This is a genomic window from Bradyrhizobium sp. Leo114, assembly GCF_055229415.2.
The window spans coordinates 248443-266461 of record NZ_JBUYEN020000005.1 but is presented as its reverse complement, the minus strand read 5'-3'; the positions used below and the strand labels follow the sequence as shown (position 1 = coordinate 266461).

Annotated in this window: 12 protein-coding genes and 2 riboswitches; of the genes, 7 read left to right on the top strand and 5 right to left on the bottom strand. The window is 63.8% G+C overall.

From position 1 onward, the window contains the following. Positions 1-115 precede the first annotated feature (115 nt). From ACZIRK_RS08800 to ACZIRK_RS08790, 3 genes are all read left to right on the top strand, one after another. Complete coding sequence (locus ACZIRK_RS08800) at positions 116-1612, top strand: sigma-54-dependent transcriptional regulator (RefSeq protein ID WP_463327156.1); 1497 nt, start codon at positions 116-118, stop codon at positions 1610-1612. 415 nt (positions 1613-2027) lie between these two features. Beyond that, on the top strand, positions 2028-4274 hold the full coding sequence (locus tag ACZIRK_RS08795) for a L,D-transpeptidase family protein (RefSeq protein WP_463327155.1): 2247 nt from the start codon (positions 2028-2030) through the stop codon (positions 4272-4274). Positions 4275-4535: 261 nt separating this feature from the next. Beyond that, on the top strand, positions 4536-6146 hold the full coding sequence (locus ACZIRK_RS08790) for a peptidoglycan L,D-endopeptidase MepK (protein ID WP_245475030.1): 1611 nt from the start codon (positions 4536-4538) through the stop codon (positions 6144-6146). A gap of 244 nt (positions 6147-6390) precedes the next feature. Here ACZIRK_RS08790 and ACZIRK_RS08785 read toward each other — a convergent pair whose 3' ends face one another. Both ACZIRK_RS08785 and ACZIRK_RS08780 read right to left on the bottom strand, forming a co-directional pair. Further along, a complete protein-coding gene (locus tag ACZIRK_RS08785) occupies positions 6391-6660 on the bottom strand; it encodes a DUF2312 domain-containing protein (RefSeq protein ID WP_028163653.1) in 270 nt (89 codons plus the stop codon). Positions 6661-6952: 292 nt separating this feature from the next. Further along, positions 6953-7255: a DUF1244 domain-containing protein gene (locus tag ACZIRK_RS08780; protein ID WP_028163654.1), complete on the bottom strand. Its 303-nt coding sequence runs from the start codon at positions 7253-7255 to the stop codon at positions 6953-6955. A 198-nt stretch (positions 7256-7453) separates the two neighbouring features. Between ACZIRK_RS08780 and ACZIRK_RS08775 the strand changes: the two genes are divergently transcribed. After that, a complete protein-coding gene (locus tag ACZIRK_RS08775) occupies positions 7454-8044 on the top strand; it encodes a DUF1036 domain-containing protein (protein WP_463327154.1) in 591 nt (196 codons plus the stop codon). Then, positions 8041-9477 carry a pyruvate kinase gene (gene pyk / locus ACZIRK_RS08770; RefSeq protein WP_028163656.1) on the top strand — a complete coding sequence of 479 codons (1437 nt, stop codon included), beginning with the start codon at positions 8041-8043 and terminating at the stop codon, positions 9475-9477. The genes ACZIRK_RS08775 and pyk overlap by 4 nt, the downstream gene beginning before the upstream one ends. A 152-nt stretch (positions 9478-9629) precedes the next feature. Here the strand turns inward: pyk and ACZIRK_RS08765 are convergent, their stop codons facing one another. The 3 genes from ACZIRK_RS08765 to ACZIRK_RS08755 all read right to left on the bottom strand — a co-directional run bounded on the left by ACZIRK_RS08765 (position 9630) and on the right by ACZIRK_RS08755 (position 14509). After that, a complete protein-coding gene (locus ACZIRK_RS08765) occupies positions 9630-10304 on the bottom strand; it encodes a TetR/AcrR family transcriptional regulator (protein WP_028163657.1) in 675 nt (224 codons plus the stop codon). A gap of 180 nt (positions 10305-10484) precedes the next feature. Continuing rightward, positions 10485-11609 carry a ribonucleotide-diphosphate reductase subunit beta gene (locus ACZIRK_RS08760; protein WP_130229342.1) on the bottom strand — a complete coding sequence of 375 codons (1125 nt, stop codon included), beginning with the start codon at positions 11607-11609 and terminating at the stop codon, positions 10485-10487. A gap of 23 nt (positions 11610-11632) precedes the next feature. Next, positions 11633-14509: a ribonucleoside-diphosphate reductase subunit alpha gene (locus ACZIRK_RS08755; RefSeq protein WP_463327153.1), complete on the bottom strand. Its 2877-nt coding sequence runs from the start codon at positions 14507-14509 to the stop codon at positions 11633-11635. Positions 14510-14623: 114 nt separating this feature from the next. Then, positions 14624-14842: riboswitch (cobalamin riboswitch) on the bottom strand. Positions 14843-14974: 132 nt separating this feature from the next. Beyond that, positions 14975-15175, top strand: a riboswitch (cobalamin riboswitch). Positions 15176-15282: 107 nt separating this feature from the next. Between ACZIRK_RS08755 and metE the strand changes: the two genes are divergently transcribed. Both metE and ACZIRK_RS08745 read left to right on the top strand, forming a co-directional pair. Next, positions 15283-17613, top strand: a complete 2331-nt coding sequence (gene metE, locus ACZIRK_RS08750) for a 5-methyltetrahydropteroyltriglutamate--homocysteine S-methyltransferase (RefSeq protein WP_463327152.1) — start codon at positions 15283-15285, stop codon at positions 17611-17613. A 50-nt stretch (positions 17614-17663) separates the two neighbouring features. Continuing rightward, a complete protein-coding gene (locus ACZIRK_RS08745; RefSeq protein WP_463327151.1) occupies positions 17664-17972 on the top strand; it encodes a hypothetical protein in 309 nt (102 codons plus the stop codon). Positions 17973-18019 lie beyond the last annotated feature (47 nt).

Sequence of the window (18019 nt, the reverse complement as noted above, 5' to 3'; positions counted from 1 at the left end):
ATCGGAGATGCGGCGGCGAAATGTGCGGGGGTGGGCAACGTTTAAGAGGGCGTTAATCGGCTTCGGCGAGAGTGCCCCGATTCGAGACAGATAAGCGTAACGTGCGGGGAAAACCATGGCTGCCACCATTTTGATTGCCGATGATGACGCAGTACAGCGCCGTCTGGTTGAAAACATGGTGCAAAAATGCGGCTACCAGCCCCTCGTAGTCGATAGCGGCGATGATGCCATCGCCGCACTCACCGCCCAGGAAAGCCAGACCATCGATGCGGTCGTGCTCGATCTCGTGATGCCCGGCCTCGACGGCCTCGGCGTGCTCGCAAAGATTCGTGACGCTGGTTTGAACGTCCCCGTCATCGTGCAGACCGCGCATGGCGGCATCGACAATGTGGTCTCGGCGATGCGCGCCGGCGCCCAGGATTTCGTCGTCAAGCCGGTCGGCTTCGAGCGGCTGCAGGTATCCTTGCGCAATGCGCTGAACACTTCTGCACTCAAGGGTGAATTGCAGCGCATCCGCCACAGCCGCGAGGGGCGGCTCACGTTCACCGACGTCATCACCCGCAGCGAAGCCATGACAAGCGTGCTGCGCACCGCGCAGAAGGCCGCTTCATCAGCCATTCCGGTGTTGATCGAAGGCGAATCCGGCGTCGGCAAGGAATTGTTCGCCCGCGCCATCCACGGCAGCAGCGAGCGCAAATCGAAGCCTTTCGTTGCGGTGAACTGCGGTGCGATCCCCGACAATCTCGTGGAGTCGATCCTGTTCGGCCACGAGAAGGGCGCCTTCACCGGCGCCACCGAACGCCATATGGGCAAGTTCGTCGAAGCCCATGGCGGCACGCTCTTCCTCGACGAAGTCGGCGAACTGCCGCTGACCGCACAGGTGAAGCTGTTGCGCGCGCTGCAGGAGGGCACGGTGGAAGCCGTCGGCGGCCGCAAGCCCGTGAAGGTCGACGTCCGCATCATTTCCGCCACCAACCGCAAACTGCTCGAGCTGGTGAAGGCCGGCCAATTCCGCGAGGACCTGTTCTATCGCCTGCACGTCCTGCCGCTGACGATTCCGCCGCTGCGGCAACGGCGCGAGGACATCCCGCATCTGCTGCGGCATTTCCTCGCGCGCTTCAACGCCGAGGAAAACCGCAACATCACCGGCATCAGCGGCGAGGCGATGGCGCATCTTTCGCAGCTCGATTGGCCCGGCAACATCCGCCAGCTCGAAAACACGGTGTATCGCGCCGTGGTCATGAGCGATGGCGACCAGCTTGACCTCGCCGACTTCCCGCAAGTCGCCGCGCATCCACTTGCTGACCCAGCCCCGACGCATGGCGAGCCGCTGATCGTCGCCCCGTCCACGGCGCCCGCGATGGTATCGGGTAGCGAAATACCCATTGCGCCGCTGCCTGCCACCGGCAATCTCTCGATGCTGACCAGCAGCGGCGATGTGCGGCCACTGGAAGAGATGGAGAACGAGATCATCCGCTTCGCGATCTCGCATTATCGCGGGCAGATGTCGGAGGTTGCGCGGCGCCTGAAGATCGGCCGCTCGACGCTCTATCGCAAGATCGACGAGGCCGCGGCAAATGACTCCGCCGACGGCACCGGCGGCACCAATTGAGCCGATCGGCATTTATGCCCCAGAGCGGGCATTGGGCCGAGGCTTCGCATGCTCAGTCCGGAACCTATTGAACCGTGGCTTGGGGGTGACAGACAAACGGGGTGCAGCGTGGCAAAAATCGCGCAAGATCGAGTGCAAGTGGTTGATCAAGGTCAGTTTGTCGTGAGTTGCCCCGCATGGCGCTGGCTGCATGAAAGGGGCGTCTATATCGTCTGCGTTGATTTGTTGCGTGCAGGCGTGAATGAGTTTTGATCGAGTGAGGCCGGCGCTTCCGCGCAATCTCAGAGCATGATCCGGGAAGATTATGCTCGAACGAATCGAGCGTGATGACGGCTCTACGAAGCGTCATCAGGCTCCAGGACCATGATTTGAGAACTGTTCCAATGCCGGGCAGTTCGCCCCAGGGGGAGTGACGATGCGAGACTGTTCGAAAGGCCGAACCGGATTCGACCGCGTGCTGATGGCCGTCGCCGCGACGTTCCTGACGGTCGCCGCGACCTCGGCGCTGGCCCAATCGGACACGCCACGCGCGAGTGCCGCAGAACTCGCGATCGACGCCGCAATCCCGCGTCCCGAGCCTGCCAACGTTCCGCCGCCGACCGCAGCCGATATCAAGCTGGACACCACCGCTTCGGTGCCGGATGCGACCAAGGACGCCATCACGTCGAGCGAACCCGACGCCGCCACCAAGACCGCAGAGCCCAAGCTGGAATCCAAGCCGGCCGATGTCGTCACCGCGCCCGCCGCCGAGCCGAAGCCGAGCGATGTGGCAAAGGACGCGCCCAAGGACACACCGAAGGAGCCGGTCAAGAACGACACCGCCACGGTGACCCCTTCAGCCGCGCCCGCCGCTCCTGCAACCGTCACTGCGCCTGCCCCGGCGACCGCCAACGCGCCTGCTGCCGAGCCCGCCAAGGAGCCGGTCAAGGCTGCGAGCAACGTGCCGGCGGAAGATCAGCCGGTTGCCGACAAGCTGCGCGAGACGCTGGCCAGCAAGACGCTGCGCACCTTCGACCGCAAGAACGAGCGCGCCGCGGTCGAGAAGTTCTACTCGGCGCGCGACTATGCGCCGGTATTCACGCAAGGCGGCAAGCTGACCGCAACCGGCAAGGGCGTGATCGCGCGGCTCAAGGACGCCGCCTCCGATGGCCTCAACCCGGAAGACTATCCGGTGCCGGAGTTTGCCTTGGCCTTGTCCTCGCCCGACGCGCTGGCGGATGCCGAGCTGAAGCTCGTCGCCAGCATGCTCGACTATGCGCGCCAGGCCCAGAGCGGCCGGATGCATTGGTCGCAGGTCTCGGCCGACATCCTCTATCCCGAGCACCCGATCGATCCGTCGGAAGTCCTCGCCAACGTGACCGGCGCCAAGGACGCCTCCGCCGCGCTCGACAGCTACAACCCGCCGCACAAGCTCTACCGTGAGCTCAAGGCCAAGCTCGCCGAGCTGCGCGGTCAGGGCGACGGCCCGGTGATCCAGATCGCCGAAGGGCCCACGCTGGCCTACAAGGCCGCCACCAAGAAGCAGCCGGGCGAGGCGCCGGAAGATCCGCGCGTGCCGCAGCTCCGCGCCAAGCTCGGCGTTGCCGAGAATCCGGACGATACGCGTTACGATGCCAAGGTCGCCGAAGCCGTGCGCAAATTCCAACGGAGCGTCGAGCTGAAGCCCACCGGCGTGCTCGACGACCGTACCGTGAAGGCGATCAACAGCCCGAAGCGCGACCGACAGATCGACACCGTTATCGTCAACATGGAGCGCTGGCGCTGGCTGCCGCGCCAGCTTGGCGCGGCGTCCCTCGGCAACGCCTATGTCATCCTCAACATCCCCGACTACACACTGCGGGTGATGCAGAACGGTGCACCGGTCTGGACCACGCGCGTCGTAACCGGCAAGCCGGGGCAGCACGCCACCCCGCTTCTGACCGAGACGATGAAGTACATCACGGTGAACCCGACCTGGAACGTGCCGCCGTCGATCATCTACAATGAATATCTGCCGGCCCTGCAGCAGGATCCGACCGTGCTGCAGCGGATGGGCCTGCGGCTCGAATACGGCCGCGACGGCTCGATTCACATCTCGCAGCCGCCGGGTGAAGCGAATGCGCTCGGACGCATCCGCTTCAACTTCCCGAACAAGTTCCTGGTCTATCAGCACGACACGCCGGACAAGAACCTGTTCGGCAGGGAAGAGCGCGCCTTCAGCCATGGCTGCATGCGCGTGCAGAACCCGGACCAGTACGCTTCCGTGCTGCTCAACATCACGATGACGGACGAGCGTTGGACGCCCGAGCGAATCCGCAGCATGTATGGCTCGAGCGAGATCGACCTGAAATTCCCGACCCCGATCCCGGTCAACATCACCTATCAGACCGCGTTCGTGGACGACGCCGGCAAGCTGCAATTCCGCAAAGACGTCTATGGCCGCGACGGCGCCATGCTGGCGCTGCTTAAGAACAACCGCGGCAAGGACCTCGAATCAGTGGTGGCGCATGCGCAGCCGAACTATTCGCGCCCGAGCCGCAACAGCCTGCCGCCCGGCGTCAGCATCGCCAGCGAGAACACCAATTCCGGCCTGAACTTCTTTGAACGGCTGTTCGGCGGCGGCCAGCCGGTGCCGCCCGCTCCGATTGGACGCGGACAACCGCGCGGGGTGTTCACCCGTTAATTTACCGCTCCCTGAGCGCGCCAGATTCCTGAGCAAAATCAACGATCCCGCCATGCGGCGGGATCGTTTACATTAACCATTATTCATCTGGTACCGCTGGCGGCTCTTTTTCGCCACAGTCAACAGTTTAGGTTGAGTTCAACTTGGGAAACGGGATGGTAAATCTCGGTTAACCGTCCCGCTTTAAGAATGCGTTCACCGCCTTTCGCCGGGGTCTGCGAAAGATAAGGTCGAACGCTCGACGATTGGGTGGGCTCATCGGTGCTGGCTGTCCGCACACGCCACTATAAACTGCTGTCTTTCCCGAAAGCCGGATGTCAGGTCGGGCTGACGTCGCTATTGCTGCTCGCAGGCGCCGGATCGGTTCACGACGCCGCCGCCCTGAACGAGACTCGCACCCTCTCCTTCCACCACACCCATTCGAACGAAGACCTCACCATCACCTTCAAGCGCGACGGCCGCTACGACGAAGACGCGTTGAAGAAGCTCAATCATTACCTGCGCGACTGGCGCACCCAGGACGAGACCACGATGGATCGTCGGCTCTTCGACATCCTCTGGGAAGTCTATCGCGATGTCGACGGCAAGCAGCCGATCAACATCATCTCCTCCTACCGCTCTCCCGCTACTAACGCCATGCTCCGCCGCCGCTCCTCCGGGGTGGCGCGCTTCAGCCAGCACATGCTGGGGCATGCGATGGATTTCTACATTCCCGGCGTGCCGCTCGAGCAGATCCGCTATGCCGGCCTGCGCCTACAGCGTGGCGGTGTCGGTTTCTATCCGACCTCCGGCTCGCCTTTTGTTCACCTCGACACCGGGTCGATTCGCCACTGGCCGCGCATGACGCACGACCAATTGGCAAGGGTGTTCCCGGACGGCCGCACCGTCCACGTCCCATCCGACGGCACCCCGTTGAAGGGGTATGAGCTTGCCCGCGCCGACATCGAGCGGCGCGGCAACGGCGATGGCTCCTCGTCCGGCGGCAACAAGATCGGCGGCTTCCTGACCGCGCTGTTCACGGGCAAATCGGCTGCCGGCAGCGACGAGGACGACGAGGGCGCGGCGCCGGCTGCCGCCGAGAAGCCCGCGCCCGTCCTGGCTTCCGCCAAATCTGCCGATTCGAAGCCGGCCGACCCCGTACCGATGCCGCGCGCAAAACCGCAATTCGCCTCGACCATCCAGCTCGCCGCGGCCGACGCCCAGATCGTCCCGGCGGCAAAGGCGAAGCCGGCTGCGCCGGCGCCAGCCGAGAAGTCCGAGCCGAAACCCGAGACGCCTGCTGACATCATCAATGCCCGCGGCTTCTGGGGCGACGATCTACCGGCAGCGAAACAGGCGACAGCCGCGCAGATCGCAGCGCTCAAGGCGCGCGAGGCGGTCGGCGCCGCCGATCCGCAGGCCACTGCCAGCGTGTCGGAGAATTTCAACAAGGCGCTCGCCTATGCCCCGGCCAACGCGCCTGTTGACCGCAACAATATCGTCGCCGCCTCTGCGCCAGTCCCGCGCAGCGCCCGACCGACCCGCAATGCCGGGGCCGTCGCGAGCGAGATCAACACCGTGGTCGCCAAGGGCACGCAGGGTCAGGGCAGCGTGATCTCGACCTCGACACGCATCTCCGCCGCCAAGGGCAACGATCTCTGGATGCGCGTGGTCATGCTGGCGCCGAGCGCCAGCAACGCCATGCAGACCACCGTGCTCGGCGATACCGACATGACCTTGATGCGCGCCCATTTCGTCAAGCCGCAGGCCGCGGTCAACATGACCTTCTCGAACGATCCGATGCTGGGCATGAGCTGCGACAGCTTCACCGGCTCGGCCACCGCAACGCTATCGACGACGTCCTTCGTCGTCCGCACCGCCGCGCTGCGCTGAGCTTTCCGTAGCCTTTCACGATTCCGATGTCGTCTCCGCGCGGGCGAAGCCCGCCGCAGTGCAGCCCCAGATCGCTGTTCGACAATTGAATCAGAAGCCTCCCCGTCATTGCGAGCGAAGCGGAGCAATCCATGCCACCACTTGAAGACATGGATTGCTTCGTCGCTTTGCTCCTCGCAATGACGGTGTCGTCCTGGGTCGCGCTTGCCCGGGACGACGAGAGTTGTGCGGCCGGACCAGCGCCTCAGATCATCCCCAGCGCCTGCATGTAGGTCTCGATGATCGTCTCCTGCTCCTGGCGCTCGTTCGGGTCCTGCTTGCGCAGGCGCACGATGGTGCGCAGGGCTTTGACGTCATATCCGTTGCCCTTGCTCTCGGCATAGACGTCGCGGATGTCGTCCGAGATCGCCTTCTTTTCTTCTTCCAGCCGTTCGATGCGTTCGATGATGGCCTTGAGCTGGTCCTTTGCGAATCGGGTCGCGGGTTCTTCTTTGACGGCTGCGGAGGTGGCCATCGGGTACTCCTGAAATGGAACTGGTGTTGAGGCGTCCTGTTGAGGCGTCTTGGCGGTATGCGCTCCTCACGGATCGCGTGTCGGAAATGACCCTCAAGTTTGGGACGGCTCCCGTCAAGGAAACGTCGCGCTCATCCACAGCGCGCCCACAGGAGATGCTGGCGTTACCCGCAACCACCGTCATTCCGGGGCAATGCGCAGCATTGAACGACGATGCGCAATTGCGCATCGGAGAATCTCGAGATTCCGGGTTCGTCCTTCGGACGCCCCGGAATGGCGGAATGCGTATGCCTCAATGCCCGGGGTGGGCCTTCTTCATCGCGGCCAGTTGCTCCGGCGTCGCCGTGCCCTGGTATTTTGCCTTCCACTCCTCATAGGGCATGCCGTAGACGGCCTCGCGGCTCTCGTCCTTGCTAACAGCCACACCCTTGGCATCGGCCTCTTCCTTCATCCAGTTGGAGAGGCAATTCCGGCAGAATCCGGCGAGGTTCATCAGGTCGATGTTCTGGACGTCGGTACGGCTCTGCAAATGCTGCACCAGGCGCCGGAAAACGGCGGCTTCCAGCTCGGTCTTGGTCTTGTCGTCAATGGTCATGGGCCGTCATCCCGGTTTGTGATTCCCACCATATTGATATCAGGTGGGATTCGTCACAGATTTTGCCACATCGCTGCGCAAAACAGCATGAAATCGGGTGGGACCGGCGGTTTTCGATGGCAGAAGTCCGCCTGCCTTCCGTTGACAGGCGCCGCCGAGCCACGCGAAATCGTCAATGATTCGGTGTAGCTTCGCCTCATGATCGTACTGGATTCCCTGCGCATCCCCCCTCGTCTGCTTGCCGGTCTTCTGCCCGTGCTCGCGCTTGCGGCGGCGTGCCTGTGGACCAGCCCGGCTGCGGCCGATTTCCGGCTCTGCAACAATACCGCCAGCCGGGTCGGCATCGCGCTCGGCTACAAGGACGCCGAGGGCTGGACCACCGAGGGCTGGTGGAACATCTCTTCGCGCTCCTGCGAGACCCTGCTGCGGGGCAATCTGGTCGCGCGCTATTATTACATCTACGCGCTCGACTATGACCGCGGCGGCGAATGGTCTGGCCAGGCCTTCATGTGCTCGCGCGACAAGGAATTCACCATTCGTGGCACCGAGAATTGCCTGGCGCGCGGCTATGACCGCACCGGCTTCTTCGAGGTCGACACCGGGGAGCAACGGGCGTGGACCGTACAACTGACGGAAGCCAACGAGCAGCCGGCGCAGAAGGTGCCGGGAATGCCGGGCGGGGTCGCACCGGGGACTCCCGCAGTGCCGGGCCTGCCCAATCCACCGGGCGGAACGCCTCCAGGCGCGTCTGGTCTACCTCCAGCCGCACCTCCCGGAAGCAAGCAATGAGAAGACTGCGTCGGATCAAGATCCTCGCGACCTTGGGTCCCGCCTCCTCCGACAGCGCAATGATTCGCAAGCTGTTCGAGGCTGGCGCCGACCTCTTTCGCATCAACATGAGCCACACCCCGCATGACAAGATGCGGGACCTCGTGAAGACCATCCGCAATGTCGAGTCCAGCTACGGCCGGCCGATCGGAATCCTGGTCGACCTGCAGGGACCCAAGCTCCGGCTCGGCGCCTTTGCCGAAGGCTCGGTGCAGCTCAACAACGGCCAGAGCTTCGTGCTCGATTCCGACAAGACGCCGGGCGACAATACCCGCGTCAACCTCCCGCATCCGGAGATCCTGGCGGCGCTGCGGCCCGGCCACGCGCTATTGCTCGATGACGGCAAGGTGCGGCTGATTGCGGAAGAGACCTCGCCCGACCGCGCGGTGACGCGCGTGGTGATCGGCGGCAAGATGTCGGACCGCAAGGGCGTCAGCCTGCCCGACACCGACCTGCCAGTGTCGGCGATGACGCCGAAGGACCGCGCCGATCTCGAGGCTGCGCTGACCACCGGCATCGACTGGATCGCACTGTCCTTCGTGCAGCGCGCCGAGGATGTCCATGAGGCCAAGAAGATGATCCGCGGCCGCGCCGCCGTGATGGCGAAGATCGAGAAGCCGCAGGCGATCGACCGGCTGGCCGACATCATCGATGCCTCCGATGCGCTGATGGTCGCGCGCGGTGATCTCGGCGTGGAGCTGCCGCTAGAGCGCGTGCCGAGCCTGCAGAAGCAGATGACGCGAATGGCGCGGCGCGCCGGCAAGCCGGTGGTGGTCGCAACCCAGATGCTGGAATCGATGATCCAGGCGCCGGTACCGACCCGCGCCGAGGTCTCCGACGTCGCCACCGCCGTCTATGAGGGCGCGGATGCGATCATGCTCTCGGCGGAATCGGCTGCCGGCAAATATCCGGTGGAAGCGGTCACCACCATGAACCGCATCGGCGAGGAGGTGGAGCGCGACCCGACCTATCGCGGCGTGCTCAATGCGCAGCGCGCCGAGCCGGAGCCGACGGTCGGCGATGCGATCGCGGATGCCGCGCGCCAGATCGCCGAGACGCTCGACCTCTCGGCGATCATCTGCTGGACCTCATCGGGCTCGACCGCGATCCGCGTCGCGCGCGAACGGCCCAAGGTGCCGGTCGTTGCGATCACGCCGAACTTGGCGACGGGCCGCAAGCTCTCGGTGGTGTGGGGCGTGCACTGCGTCGTCGCCGAGGACGCGCGCGATCAGGACGACATGGTCGACCGCGCCAACTCCATCGCATTCAGGGATGGCTTTGCCCGCGCCGGCCAGCGCGTGATCATCGTCGCCGGCGTCCCGCTCGGCATCCCCGGCACCACCAACATGGTCCGCATCGCCTCCGTCGCGCCGCAAGGGGAAGCGGAGAAGTAGGTTTCCCCGTCATTCCGGGGCGCGCGAAGCGCGAGCTATGATGTGCAATTTGCACATCAGAGAATCCATCGAGCCGCCGGCGTAGGCGGAGAAATGGATTCCGGGCTCGTCCTTCGGACGCCGGAATGACGGTAGAGAGATGGCAAACGCCCTTAGGCCCCCACCAGCGCCTTCGCGGGCGTGGTGGCCTGCACCACGAGGCCGCGGGCGCGGGCGTCCATGACGCCGACGGCGCGCAGTGCGAGTAGCGTCACGGTCTGCACGGCGTCGCGCAGCTTGACGGGATCGTCGAGATTGTCGGGCGCGAGCGGTCCGACCAGCGACTCATGCAGCGCGCCGAGCAGCGCGGTGGCGGCAAGCGCGGTATCCTGCGCCGGCAGATGGCCGGCGCGCACCGCGGCATCGATTCGGATGGCGATCTCACCGGCGATCTCGCGCCGGCTGGCCAGCCGCGAGGCGGTGACATCGACATCGACCGGCTCGGCCAGGATGCCCCAGGCGAGCTTGCGCTGCGACAGCACATGGACGGCAACCGTGGTGACCGCGGCGGCCAGCGCCGAGGACGGCCCGGGCGCGGCATCCGCGGCCCGGCGAATCGCGGCGAGCTCGTCGCGCGAGACCTCGGCGATCAATTCGGAGATCAGGTCGGCCTTGGACGGGAAATAGCGGTAGACGGTTCCCGCCGCGACATGGGCGCGGACCGCCACCGGCGCGATCTGCACCGCAGCCATGCCGCCGTCCGCCGCCGCCTCGCGCGCCGCCGCTAAAATGGCGCTGCGCCGGGCGGCCAGCCGCTTTACCACCTGATGGGTTCGCCGATAGACCATGGCGCAGTTCCCGTCCCCAAACTCCCGCCGGCTCGGGATCGGCCGAACGAGACTTCACTATTTTAGGCGATCGAGCGCAGATCGCTGCAAAAGCTGAACACCTATTCATGGCGTCTGGCAAGACGGATTTGTGCCTTCTGGAATGCACAAAAAGGAGGGGTCCCGGCCCAGCGACCTTGGTTACTCCCAGCTTAAGGCACCCCCGTTCTGGTACTCGATCACGCGGGTCTCGAAGAAATTCTTCTCCTTCTTCAGGTCCATCGCCTCCGACATCCAGGGGAAGGGGTTGTCGGCTTCATCGAATACCGGCGCGAGCCCAAGCTGGGCGCAACGGCGATTGGCGATGAAGTGCATGTAGGTTTCACAAAGTGCCGCGTTCAGTCCGAGAAAACCGCGCGGCATGGTGTCCCATCCATAGGCCGCTTCGAGCTCGGCCGCCGTCCGCACCATGTCGCGAATCTCCTCCTGGAAGGGCTTCGTCCAAAGATGCGGATTCTCGATTCGGACCTGGTTGATGACGTCGATGCCGAAGTTCAGGTGGATGGATTCATCGCGCAGGATGTACTGATACTGCTCGGCGATCCCGATCATCTTGTTGCGCCGGCCAAGCGAGAGGATCTGCGCGAAGCCGGTGTAGAACCACATGCCTTCGAAGATGACGTAGAAAGCGACGAGGTCGCGCAGGAACGCCTGGTCTGCTTCCGGCGTCCCGGTCCTGAAGTCGGGATCGTCGAGATGCTGCGTATGTTTCAGCGCCCACGCCGCCTTATCAGTGATCGAGGGCACCTCCCGGTACATGTTGAACAGCTCGCCCTCATCGAGCCCCAAGCTCTCGACGATGTACTGGAAGGTGTGGGTGTGCACGGCCTCCTCGAACGCCTGCCGCAACAGATACTGCCGACACTCCGGATTGGTCAGATGGCGATAGATCGCGAGCACGATGTTGTTGGCGACGAGGCTTTCGGACGCCGCGAAGAAGCCGAGATTGCGCTTGATCGCGCGCCGCTCATCTTCGGTCAGGCCGTCGCGCGACTTCCACAGCGCGATGTCCGCTTGCATCGAGACCTCCGTCGGCATCCAGTGATTGTTGCAGGCGGCGAGATATTTCTCCCACGCCCATTTGTACTTCAGCGGCAGCAATTGATTGACGTCGGCGCGGCAGTTGATCATGCGCTTGTCGTCGACCGAGACACGGCTGCCATGGCGATCGATCGCACCTAAGCCGGTCTGGTTGCCGGCTGCGGCGACGTTCATGAGGGGGACCGCGTGGCGCGCGGTCGTAGCGGGCTCTGACCAGTCGAGCATGGCGTTATTCCTTATTCCGCTGCTCACTGGCAGGCTTCACATTCGGGATTGTCGATCGAGCACGCGATGGCGCCGGACAAGTCCGGTGCGCTGGACATCGCGGGAGCTACGCTGACTGCGTTGAGCTTGCCGTCGGTGCCCTTCAGCGTCGACTTCTCGACATGAGTGGCGCTGCGCGAGCGCAAATAATAGGTCGTCTTCAGGCCGCGCTGCCAGGCCAGGCGATACAGCGCATCGAGTTTCTTGCCGGAGGGGTTGGCGATATAGAGGTTGAGCGACTGCGACTGGTCGATCCATTTCTGCCGCCGCGCCGCCGCCTCGATCAGCCAGGCGCTGTCGATCTCGAACGCGGTCGCATAGAGCGCCTTGAGATCATCAGAGATACGGTCGATCGCACCTAAGCTGCCATCGAAATATTTGAGATCACTGACCATCACCTCGTCCCACAAGCCGCGCGCCTTGAGGTCGCGGACCAGGAAGGCGTTCACGACGGTGAAATCGCCGGACATGTTGGATTTGACATAGAGGTTCTGGTAGGCGGGCTCGATCGACTGCGCCACGCCGCAGATGTTGGAGATGGTCGCCGTCGGCGCGATCGCCATCACATTGGAGTTGCGCATGCCGACCGTCTTGACGCGCTCGCGCAGGCCGTCCCAGTCCAATGTGCGCGAGCGGTCCATCGCGACGTCACCGCGCGCTTCCGCCAGCAGCTCGATCGAATCGATCGGCAGGATGCCCCGGCTCCACAGCGATCCCTCGAACGACGGGTAACGACCGCGCTCGGCGGCGAGATCGACGGAAGCCGAGATCGCGTGATAAGCGATCGCCTCCATGCTGGTATCGGCGAAGGCGACAGCCGCGTCGGACGCAAGCGGGATCCGCAGCACGTGCAGCGCATCCTGCAATCCCATCAACCCGAAGCCGACCGGCCGATGCCGCAGGTTCGAGCGCCGCGCCTCGGGAATGGTGTAGAAATTGATGTCGATGACATTGTCGAGCATCCGCATCGCGGTCGCGACCGTCCGCTTCAGCCTGGCCGTATCGAGCCCGCGCTCGCCGACGTGATTGAGCAGGTTGATCGAGCCGAGATTGCAGACCGCAGTCTCCTCATCCGAAGTGTTGAGCGTGATCTCGGTGCAGAGATTGGAGGAATGGATCACGCCGGCGTGGCGCTGCGGCGAACGCAAATTGCAGGGGTCCTTGAAGGTGATCCAGGGATGTCCGGTCTCGAACAGCATGGTCAGCATCTTGCGCCAGAGATCGACGGCACGGATCTTCTTGGATACCCGCATCTCGGCGCGCGCGGCCTTGTCTTCGTAGAAAGCGTAACGCTCGGCAAAGGCCTTGCCGTAGAGATCGTGCAGATCGGGCGTCTCGTCCGGCGAGAACAGCGTCCATTCGCCGTCGGCCTCGACGCGCTGCATGAAGAGATCAGGCACCCAGTTGGCGGTATTCATGTCGTGGGTGCGGCGGCGGTCGTCGCCGGTGTTCTTGCGCAGGTCGAGGAATTCTTCGACGTCGATATGCCAGGTCTCGATATAGGCACAGACCGCGCCCTTGCGTTTTCCGCCCTGGTTGACGGCAATCGCGGTGTCGTCGGCGACTTTAAGGAACGGCACGACGCCCTGGCTCTCGCCATTGGTGCCCTTGATATGGGCGCCCAGCCCGCGCACCCGCGTCCAGTCATTGCCGAGGCCGCCGGAATACTTGGCGAGCAGCGCATTGTCCTTGATCGACTTGAAGATGCCGTCGAGATCGTCAGGAACGGTGGTGAGGAAGCAGGACGACAATTGCGGCCGCAGCGTGCCGGAATTGAAGAGCGTCGGCGTCGACGCCATGAAGTCGAAGGAGGACAGGAGATTGTAGAACTCGATCGCGCGCGCCTCCCGATCGATCTCGCGCAGTGCAAGCCCCATGGCGACGCGCATGAAGAACGCTTGCGGCAATTCAATCCGGTGGCCGCGGACATGCAGGAAATAGCGATCATAAAGCGTCTGCAGCCCTAAGAACTGGAACGCAAGATCGCGCTCCGGCTTCAGTGCCGCGGCCAGCTTGTTCAGGTCGAAGCGGCCGAGTTCGGGATCGAGCAATTCGGCCCTGATGCCGGTCTTGATACAGGCCGGAAAATATTCGCCATAGCGCACCGCCATGTCCGCCTGCGACGCTGTCGTTGGCGCGCCCTGCACGAAGGACAGCACTTCAGTGCGGAGCTTGTCGAGCAAGAGGCGCGCGCTGACATAGGCGTAGTTCGGCTCCTGCTCGACCAGCGTACGCGCTGCCATCACGCTGGCGAGCGCGAGTTCCTCCTGGCTGATGCCGTCATAGAGATTGCGCTGGATTTCCGCGACGACAGGCGCAGCGTCGACACCGTCGAGCCCGGCGCAGGCCTCGCCGACGATCATCGCCAGCCGCGCATGGTCGAGCGGCACCTTGCTGCCGTCCGCGAGCGTGACGTGGACGATTGGCCCGCTCGATGCCGTTGCGGATTTAGTTGCCTGCTGTTCGGCGCGCTGCCGCGCCCGCTCCTCGCGATAGAGCACATAGGCGCGCGCCACCTTGTGATGGCCGCTGCGCATCAATGCCAGTTCAACCTGGTCCTGGATGTCCTCGATATGAAAGGTGCGGCCTTCGCTCATCCGGCGCGACAGCGCGCCGACGACTTCGGCGGTCAATTCCTCGACCGCTTCGTGCACGCGGCGCGACGCAGCCGCCGTATTCCCCTCGACCGCAAGGAAGGCCTTGGTCATCGCCACCGAGATCTTCCCGGCATCGAATTGCGACACCGTGCCATTGCGGCGGATCACCTGCATCGGCAGCCGTGCTTCCGGCGCCGCGATTGATTCGGGGCGCAGGTGGATGAGAGGTGACGCGGTGGTTTCGCGATCGAGAGAGAGTGACATCTTGCAGACCCCGTGATGTTGCTGGGGCCGGATGCCAGAGGCGACGCTGCGTGATGATGCCGGCGGCGTACCGGCATGAGCCTGCAAGCGGCCGCCGGGACACCCCGCCCGTGGACGTTATTTGCTGTCACGGCAGGTCTCCTGGCTCGCAGGTCGGCGTCACTCCCCGTCTTCCCAATGCGATGCCGCATCAGTGACGTCTAAAATCGGGAGCAACTCACTGCTTACAGTTGCGGGGGCAGCGCTGGATTCTCGCGAGAAACGCGCGATCACCAGCTTCCCTCTTAGCCACCATTCCTTGCGTCATGATGGACCGTGACAGCTACATCTGGTGCGATTTGGAGAATGCTGTCAATGGCACGTATGGGCGAAGCGCAAAAATTCCGGTCCATGCCGTTGGCGCTGTGAACAACCGGCTCCACGCGCACGTGATGTCAGCCGAGTTGACGTTCGCGCGATCTTGCCGGTAAGTGAACGCGTCGTGGTTCTTCGGAGAGATCTTTTCCGGAGCTAAGAGGGAAGCCGGTGTAAAGCCGGAGCTGCCCCCGCAACTGTAAGCGGCGAGCCGCGGTCCACAATTGCCACTGAAGCCTGCAAAGCTTCGGGAAGGCCGGACCACAGCAACGACCCGCGAGCCAGGAGACCTGCCTCGACAACATACACGTCCTCGGGCGGGGTGTCCCGGTGGTGCGGTTGCGATTCCGTGCGCACCTCGCGCAGGGAATCCAGACGTGTCACTACGGCCTTTGCCCCCAACTCATGGGGTTAAGCCAATGTCTTCCACTTCACTTGTTGTTGCGTCCCTCGGCACGCCGCGGATCGGTCCGCGGCGTGAACTGAAATTCGCGCTGGAACGCTTCTGGTCCGGCGCATCAGACGAAAAGACGCTGATCGAAACCGGCGTCGGGCTGCGCGCGGCCAATTGGGCGCGGCAAAAGAAACTCGGTATCACCGTGATCCCGTCGAACGATTTCTCGTTCTACGATCAGGTGCTCGACACCTGCGCAATGGTCGGCGCTATCCCAGAAAGCTATGGCTGGACCGGCGGCGCGGTGCCGCTTGCGACCTACTTCGCGATGGCGCGTGGCGCCAAGGCCGACGCGCATGACGAGGCCTGCGGACATGCCCATCACGCACATGGCGTGGCGGCGCTCGAAATGACGAAATGGTTCGACACCAACTATCACTACATGGTGCCGGAGCTTCGCAAGAACCAGTATTTTGCACTCTCATCACGCAAGCCGATCGAAGAGTATGAGGAGGCGAAGGCGCTGGGTTATCAGACCCGCCCCGTGCTGGTCGGCCCAGTCACGTTCCTGAAACTGGCCAAGTCCAAGGAACCGCATTTCGCCACGCTGTCGCTGCTCGACAGGCTCCTGCCGGTCTATATCGAACTATTGCGCGAACTCGCTGCCCGCGGTGCGGAATGGGTACAGATCGACGAGCCCTGTCTCGTGCTTGATCTGGACGCCGCCGCTCAGCAAGCCCTACGGCGCGCCTATTCCGAAATCGCCAAAGCGGTGCCGGACATCAGGATCATGCTGGCGACCTATTTCGGCGGGCTCGGCGGCAATCGTGCGGTCGCGTTTGATCTTCCGGTCGCCGGCCTGCATCTCGATCTCGTGCGCGCGCCCCAGCAGCTCGGCGATCTCATCGACGTTCCGAAAGAACGGGTGCTGTCGCTCGGCGTGATCGACGGCCGCAACGTCTGGCGCGCAGATCTGAGCCGGATCCTCGATCAGCTTGGGCCCGTCGTCGCAAAGCTCGGCAAGGAGCGCATTCAGATCGCGCCATCCTGCTCGCTGCTTCATGTACCCATCGATCTCGCCCTGGAAACCAAGCTCGATCCCGAGGTGAAGACCTGGCTTTCATTCTCGGTGCAGAAGCTCGAAGAGCTTGCCGCGCTGGGCGCGGCGCTTGGAAGTGGCCGGGCCCCTGCGTCCGAAGCGATCCGAGCGTCCGATGCCGCCGCGGCCGCGCGCAAGACCTCACCGCGGATTCACGATGCCAAGGTTGCCCAGCGTCTCGCCGCCATCGATGGCGGCATGCGCCATCGTGCCAGCCGGTTCGCCGAGCGTGCCGAGGTGCAGCGCGAGCGGTTCAATCTGCCACGCTTCCCGACCACGACCATCGGCTCCTTCCCGCAGACAACCGATGTCAGAAACGCACGCGCCGCACATGCCAATGGTGCACTCAGCGATACCGCATACAAGACCTATCTGCAGCATCAGACTGCGCGCGCCATCCGTTGGCAGGAGAATATCGGGCTCGACGTCCTGGTCCATGGCGAGTTCGAGCGCAACGACATGGTGCAGTATTTTGGCGAGCAGCTTTCCGGCTTCGCCTTCACCGAGCTCGGCTGGGTGCAGTCCTATGGCTCGCGCTGCGTCCGGCCGCCGATCCTCTACGGCGACGTCTCACGACCACAGGCGATGACGGTCGAATGGTGGCAATTCGCGCAGTCACTGACGGCAAAGCCGGTGAAGGCGATGTTGACCGGCCCCGTGACCATCCTGAACTGGTCGTTCGTCCGCGACGACCTGCCGCGCAGCGACGTGTGCCGACAGATCGCGCTCGCGATCCGCGACGAGGTGCGCGATCTGCAGGCGGCCGGTGCAGGCATGATCCAGATCGACGAAGCGGCACTGCGGGAAGGCCTGCCGCTGCGCGGGTCGGAATGGAAGACCTATCTCGATTGGGCGGTCGATAGTTTCCGCATCTGTTCCTCCGGCGTGCAGGACGAGACCCAGATCCACACCCACATGTGCTACTCCGAGTTCAACGACATCATCGACGCCATCGCGGAGATGGACGCCGATGTCATTTCGATCGAGACCTCGCGCTCGAAAATGGAATTGCTCGACGCCTTCCGGAACTACCGCTACCCGAACGAAATCGGTCCCGGCGTCTACGATATCCATTCACCGCGCGTGCCTGACATTGGCGAGATCACCGACCTCCTCAAGCTCGCAAGAGAGCGGCTCTCCGACACGCAGCTCTGGATCAATCCCGACTGCGGCTTGAAGACCCGCAAGTGGGAAGAGGTGCGCCCGGCGCTCGCCAACATGGTCGCCGCCGCCCGCGAATTGCGGTCGCTTGGCTAGACAGCGCCGCCCCGTCTCTTATCCTGCGGCGGCTCGAAGAGGAGAACGCCATGCGCTTCTGGATTCAATGCACAAGGTTCGAGACGGAGCAGCCCATTCACATCAATATCGCGCTCGTCGGCAGCATGTGGCGCGACGGCGAGCGCACCGTACTCGCCTTCGTCGGTGGCGATGGCGAGAGGATTGAGGTCGTCGAGACACCGGAGCAGATGTTGGACCGGCATCTCGGCACGCAGGACCGCATGACGATATGCAGGCGGTTGCAACATCATTGCGAAGAAGGACCCATAACCACAGGCGTTTACAGTGTGCTCCGCTACGACGGCTTGCTCGCGCCACGACAGCCGCCTGTGGAATGAGTCCCGGGCCCCGGCTACGCCCAAGGGGCTTCGCCGCGGCACGCAAG

What these genes read in the sequence shown, in the direction of transcription:
- pyk (WP_028163656.1), top strand. Translation starts at nt 8,041, where the DNA reads ATGAGAAGACTGCGTCGGATCAAGATCCTCGCGACCTTGGGTCCCGCC.
- ACZIRK_RS08760 (WP_130229342.1), bottom strand. Translation starts at nt 11,609, where the DNA reads ATGCTCGACTGGTCAGAGCCCGCTACGACCGCGCGCCACGCGGTCCCC.
- ACZIRK_RS08800 (WP_463327156.1), top strand. Translation starts at nt 116, where the DNA reads ATGGCTGCCACCATTTTGATTGCCGATGATGACGCAGTACAGCGCCGT.
- ACZIRK_RS08795 (WP_463327155.1), top strand. Translation starts at nt 2,028, where the DNA reads ATGCGAGACTGTTCGAAAGGCCGAACCGGATTCGACCGCGTGCTGATG.
- ACZIRK_RS08765 (WP_028163657.1), bottom strand. Translation starts at nt 10,304, where the DNA reads ATGGTCTATCGGCGAACCCATCAGGTGGTAAAGCGGCTGGCCGCCCGG.
- ACZIRK_RS08745 (WP_463327151.1), top strand. Translation starts at nt 17,664, where the DNA reads ATGCGCTTCTGGATTCAATGCACAAGGTTCGAGACGGAGCAGCCCATT.
- ACZIRK_RS08775 (WP_463327154.1), top strand. Translation starts at nt 7,454, where the DNA reads ATGATCGTACTGGATTCCCTGCGCATCCCCCCTCGTCTGCTTGCCGGT.
- ACZIRK_RS08755 (WP_463327153.1), bottom strand. Translation starts at nt 14,509, where the DNA reads ATGTCACTCTCTCTCGATCGCGAAACCACCGCGTCACCTCTCATCCAC.
- ACZIRK_RS08785 (WP_028163653.1), bottom strand. Translation starts at nt 6,660, where the DNA reads ATGGCCACCTCCGCAGCCGTCAAAGAAGAACCCGCGACCCGATTCGCA.
- metE (WP_463327152.1), top strand. Translation starts at nt 15,283, where the DNA reads ATGTCTTCCACTTCACTTGTTGTTGCGTCCCTCGGCACGCCGCGGATC.
- ACZIRK_RS08780 (WP_028163654.1), bottom strand. Translation starts at nt 7,255, where the DNA reads ATGACCATTGACGACAAGACCAAGACCGAGCTGGAAGCCGCCGTTTTC.